The following is a 560-nucleotide window of genomic DNA, read 5'->3' on the forward strand; positions in this document are numbered from 1 at the left end:
GTTGCTTGGTTTTGAACAAACCAGCATTAGCAAAGCGCCTATCTATACCCACCGCGGGCGGCCGAAGAAAGGCGAGAAACCAACGGGCTATAGCTACCAAATTAATGCCACCGTATTCACCGATTTAACCAAAGTAAAACTCGCCAAACTCAAGGTGGGCATGTTCATCCTCGCCACCAATGATACTGACAGTCGCGACCTCGACATGGCGGCATTATTGGCTCACTACAAATCGCAGCAAAAGGTTGAACGCGGTTTTCGATTCTTAAAAAGTCCCGAATTTTTAACCTCGTCCATCTTTTTAAAGAAGCCGCAACGAATTGAAGCCTTGCTGATGATAATGACATTGAGCCTGATGGTGTACGCCGGGTTGGAGCATAAAATCCGCGAAGAGCTAAAGCATACCGATGAATTTTTCCCCAGCATGGTCAAAAACAAAACGACCTCAAAGCCGACAGCGCGCTGGGTGTTTTTGAAATTCGAGGGCATAGACATGCTGGAGTTTGGCGAGCAGCGATTTATTACAGGGATGCAAGATTACCAACGACGGCTACTGCAAC

At 47.3% G+C, this 560-nt stretch carries 1 protein-coding gene; it reads left to right on the forward strand.

The features are described from left to right. On the forward strand, window positions 1-560 hold a 560-nt coding region (locus K6Y31_RS22110), incomplete at both ends, for an IS1634 family transposase (RefSeq protein ID WP_233055184.1).

Origin of the sequence: Motilimonas cestriensis (assembly GCF_021295315.1) — a bacterium.
Classification (GTDB): domain Bacteria; phylum Pseudomonadota; class Gammaproteobacteria; order Enterobacterales; family CBDFNC01; genus Motilimonas; species Motilimonas cestriensis.